This window comes from Polaromonas sp. P3_C2, from assembly GCF_056402675.1.
The window spans coordinates 1-4,021 of record NZ_JBFUGX010000389.1; the positions used below are offsets into that span (position 1 = coordinate 1).

Annotated in this window: 4 protein-coding genes and 2 pseudogenes; 4 read left to right on the forward strand and 2 right to left on the reverse strand. The window is 61.8% G+C overall.

The window, feature by feature from the left end:
• The 4 genes and pseudogenes from AC1DWI_RS15605 to AC1DWI_RS15620 all read left to right on the forward strand — a co-directional run.
• Positions 1 to 211 (forward strand): annotated as a pseudogene (locus AC1DWI_RS15605) (NADPH-dependent FMN reductase); the annotation flags it as partial.
• 27 nt (positions 212 to 238) lie between these two features.
• A complete protein-coding gene (locus tag AC1DWI_RS15610) occupies positions 239 to 646 on the forward strand; it encodes an OsmC family protein (protein ID WP_477668955.1) in 408 nt (135 codons plus the stop codon).
• The gene (locus AC1DWI_RS15615; protein ID WP_477668956.1) at positions 643 to 1,527 is read left to right on the forward strand and encodes a pirin family protein; all 885 of its coding nucleotides are present in this window, start codon (positions 643 to 645) and stop codon (positions 1,525 to 1,527) included. The genes AC1DWI_RS15610 and AC1DWI_RS15615 overlap by 4 nt, the downstream gene beginning before the upstream one ends.
• A 58-nt stretch (positions 1,528 to 1,585) precedes the next feature.
• Positions 1,586 to 2,281, forward strand: a complete 696-nt coding sequence (locus AC1DWI_RS15620) for a DUF599 domain-containing protein (RefSeq protein WP_477668957.1) — start codon at positions 1,586 to 1,588, stop codon at positions 2,279 to 2,281.
• Between the two features lies 1 nt (position 2,282).
• On the opposite strand, the gene egtB is transcribed toward AC1DWI_RS15620, so the two are convergent.
• Both egtB and AC1DWI_RS15630 read right to left on the reverse strand, forming a co-directional pair.
• Entirely contained in the window at positions 2,283 to 3,626 is a 1,344-nt protein-coding gene (egtB, locus tag AC1DWI_RS15625; protein WP_477668958.1) for an ergothioneine biosynthesis protein EgtB, read from the reverse strand.
• 120 nt (positions 3,627 to 3,746) lie between these two features.
• Positions 3,747 to 4,021 (reverse strand): annotated as a pseudogene (locus AC1DWI_RS15630) (sulfurtransferase); the annotation flags it as partial.

Sequence of the window (4,021 nt, forward strand, 5' to 3'; positions counted from 1 at the left end):
GCATGGCGGCATCTGGGTCAGCCAGGGCGTGCTGCCCAGCAACAGCAAGGCGGCGGTGCGCAGCGACACCAACTACCTCGGCTCTTACAGTGGCGCTGTCGCACAATCGCCATCGGATGCAGGTGCCGGCGAAATGAACGCAGGCGACCTGGACAACGCCCGCAACTTCGGACGGCGCGTGGCCGGTATCGCAGCGAGATTCGCTCCCTGATTCTTTTTCTTTTTTACAGGAATTGTCATGACCGTTGAACTCAGGCGCAATCCTCCGGCGGAGCTGGCCCAGCATCTGCAAATTCGCAGCCACGCGCTGATTACCGATGCGTCACTGGCAGAAGGCGGTGACGATGCCGGCCCCTCGCCCCATGACCTCTATGACGCGGCGCTCGGCGCCTGCAAGGCTGTTACCGTGATGTGGTACGCCCGCAAGAAGGGCATTCCCGTCGACGAGATAAAGACGCGGGTTGAACGGGACGACTCTCAGGAGCGCGCCGGCGTTTACAAGCTTGCCACCAAACTCCAGATCAAGGGCGCCCTGACGGATGCCCAGTTGCAGGAATTGCACACCGTTGCCCAGAAATGCCCGGTGCACAAACTCATGAGCACCGTCACGACGGAAATCACGACGGACGTGGAACGGCTGACATGAGCGCTGCACTGAAACTGACCGGGCATCACAAGGACCTGGGCGGCGGCTTCATGGTGCGCCGCCTGCTACCTTCTGCGCAGCAGCAATCGGTTGGCCCTTTCATTTTCTTTGACCACTTCGGCCCGGTGACTGAACACCCCGGTACCAGCCATGACGTGCGGCCGCATCCGCATATCGGCCTGGCCACCGTGACCTATCTGTTCGAAGGCGCCATGATGCACCGCGACAGCATCGGCTCTGCCCAGCGCATAGAACCCGGTGCCATCAACTGGATGACGGCAGGGCGGGGCATTGTGCATTCGGAGCGCGCGCCCGACGACCTGCGTGGTACTGCATATGTAAACCACGGCTTGCAGCTGTGGGCTGCCTTGCCCGCAGAGTTTGAAGAAACAGCACCCGGTTTTTCACACACGCCTGCGGACAGCATCCCAGAGGTGTCCGTGGACGGCGCGGTGGTGCGTGTCCTGGTCGGTGAGGCATTCGGAAAAGCCTCACCCGTCAAGACTTTCTCAAAAACACTCTACCTGGATGTGGCGCTCGCGGCGGGCACGCCTTTCACGTTGCCGCCACTGGCAGCGCAGATGGCGCTGTATGCGGTGGACGCCGACCTGCTGCTGGACGGCGAGCCGCTGGCGATGCACACGCTGGCGACCCTTTTACCCGGCACAGCAGTACAGCTCAGCGCAAACACCCCGGCGCGCCTGGTGGTGATCGGTGGCGACGCACTGGATGCGCACCGCTTCATGTGGTGGAACTTTGTTTCCAGCCGCAAGGAACGCATCGTGCAGGCCGGTGAGGACTGGGCCGCCCAGGCCATGGGGCAGGTGCCCGGGGAGACCGAATTCATCCCGTTGCCCGAGCGGAAGTTCACCGCGGGCTGAGGCCCGGCAAGTCAGGCAAAAGCTTTTTGAGGGAAAGCCCAGCGTTTAAGATCACGCGATGCAAATTTTCAGCCTGCTTCCCTGGTCCGACTGGATGGCCATCGCCTGGTTCTTTGGCGGCTGGATGGGCTATGCCTGGTTTGCCCGGCACTATGGGGTCAAGCGGCCTTCGCTGCTGCGCACCACCAACCGTTACCGGCACCATTGGCTGATACAGGCCACCTCGCGCGACCCGCGCGTGATCGACGGCATCATCACGCAGAACCTCTCCAGCACGCCGGCTTTTTTCTCGTCCACCACGATCATCATCATCGGCGGGTTGTTCGCGCTGCTGGGCACCACCGACAAAGCGGCCGAGCTGGTGCGCGAAATCCCGTTTGCCGTGCGCACCTCGGTGCTGATTTTTGACCTCAAGGTGCTGCTGATGGTGGCGGTGTTTGTCTACGCGTTTTTCCGCTTCAGCTGGTCCATGCGCCAGTACACCTTTGTCGCCCTGCTGATTGGCTCCATGCCGTCACCGCAGGAGTTTGAGGTGGGGAAGTTCGACCGTGAAGCGTTTGCCACACGCGCCAGCCGCATGGTGAGCCTGGCGGCGGAAACTTTTAACGACGGGCTCCGGGCCTACTACTTCAGCTTCGGCATCATGGCCTGGTTTTTTTCCACCTTTGCGTTTGCGCTGGCCACCGCCGTGGTGGTGCTGATTTTGTACAACCGCGAGTTCAACTCGGACGTGCTGGACGTGTTGCGCGAATAGTTCAGAGCCGGCCGTCGGGCAGGTCACGCGCCAGGCGCAGGCCGCTGAACTGCCAGCGGGCATCGGGCGGGAAAAAGTTGCGGTAGCTGGCGCGTATGTGGCTTTGTGGTGTGGCGCACGAGCCGCCGCGCAGCACAAACTGGTTGCACATGAACTTGCCGTTGTATTCACCCACCAGGCCTTCCCAGGGCTTGTAGCCGGGGTAGGGGTTGTAGTTGGACTGCGTCCATTCCCAGACGTCGCCGTACATCTGGGCCGGCAGGCCGTGGCTTTCCTCCTGYTGCGGCAGGGGGTGGTATGCCGCCTTTTCCACAAAGTTTCCCTGCGGCACGGGGCTGGCCACCACGCTGCGCGCTGCCAGCTCCCATTCAAACTCTGTCGGCAGGCGTGCACCGGCCCAGCGCGCAAAGGCATCGGCTTCGAAGTAGCTGAGGTGGCAGGCCGGCGTGTTCGGGTCTACATCAATCAGCCCTTGCAGCGTGAAGTGCTGGTAACTCCCTTCGCTGCCCTGCCAGTAAAAGGGCAGGCTAACGCCGTTCTCAGTCACCCAATCCCAGCCCATGGAAAGCCACAACTCCGGGCGCTGATAGCCCCTGTCGGCGATGAAGGCCATGAACTCGCCGTTGGTGGCGGGCCGGCTGGCCAGCTCGAAGGCCGCCACATAAACTTTGTGGCGGGGCGTTTCGTTGTCGAAGGCAAACCCACCGTCGCGTCCCGCGTCAAAGCCGTGTTCCACCAGACCCGCGTCGTGGCGCATCCAGTTCACCGGCTGTGGGTGTATGCCCGCCAGCGGCCAGCGGCTGGCATAGGCCGGGCGCGCGGGGTTGAAAGACAGTGCATGCTTGATGTCCGTCAGCAGCAGTTCCTGGTGCTGTTGCTCGTGGTGCAGGCCCAAGGTGACCAGTTCGGCCAACTCTTTGTGCTGCGCGGTGTCATTACCGGCCTCTACCTGCGCAATCACTTCCAGCATGCGCTGGTCGACCTGGGCACGGTAGGCCAGCACTTCGTCGAGGGAGGGCCGGCTGATCAGCCCGCGTTTGGGCCGTGGGTATTTGTCGCCCACACCGTTGTAGTAGCTGTTGAACAGCACCCTGAAGCCTGAATCAAACGGCTTGAAACCGGATTCAAAACGCTCGAGGATAAAAGTCTCGAAGAACCAGGTCAGGTGAGCCAGGTGCCATTTGGCAGGGCTGGCGTCCGGCATGGACTGGAGCTGGCAGTCCTCGGGGCTCAGGGGCTCGATCAGGGCTTCGGTCTGCGCCCTGATGGCCATAAAGCGCATGGCCAGCGGAGACTGCCGCGCCTGAAGCGTGTGGGAGCGGGAGAGTGATGGTTCTGTAGGCATGATGGCTACCGTGTGGATGGGCGCGACAGAAGGCTGACCCATGACATGCACAAAAGGGAAACGGTGAAGTTCGGTGTGATAGCAATGAGCGGCTTAAAAGCTTTGCACGGCACCCGGCCTTCAGCTGTCAGACAAGGCCTCGAATGCAGTGGGGATGGCCGTGGGAACGGGCCTTGAAAGCGGCTTGGCCACGGGATTGACCTGAGGTTTCAGTTCAGGGTCCAGGGCGCGCCGCTCGTCAAACACAAAACATTCACCGTCAAAATGCGCGCGTCCGCTTTCCTCAAAATACTTGAGGATGCCACCCTCGAGCTGCCAGACGTTTTCCACCCCGGCTTCGCGCATGAAGATGGCTGCCTTTTCGCAGCGAATGCCGCCGGTGCAGAAGCTCACGA

Coding starts and splice junctions, on each gene's coding strand:
- AC1DWI_RS15610 (WP_477668955.1), top strand. CDS start 239: ATGACCGTTGAACTCAGGCGCAATCCTCCGGCGGAGCTGGCCCAGCAT.
- AC1DWI_RS15615 (WP_477668956.1), top strand. CDS start 643: ATGAGCGCTGCACTGAAACTGACCGGGCATCACAAGGACCTGGGCGGC.
- AC1DWI_RS15620 (WP_477668957.1), top strand. CDS start 1,586: ATGCAAATTTTCAGCCTGCTTCCCTGGTCCGACTGGATGGCCATCGCC.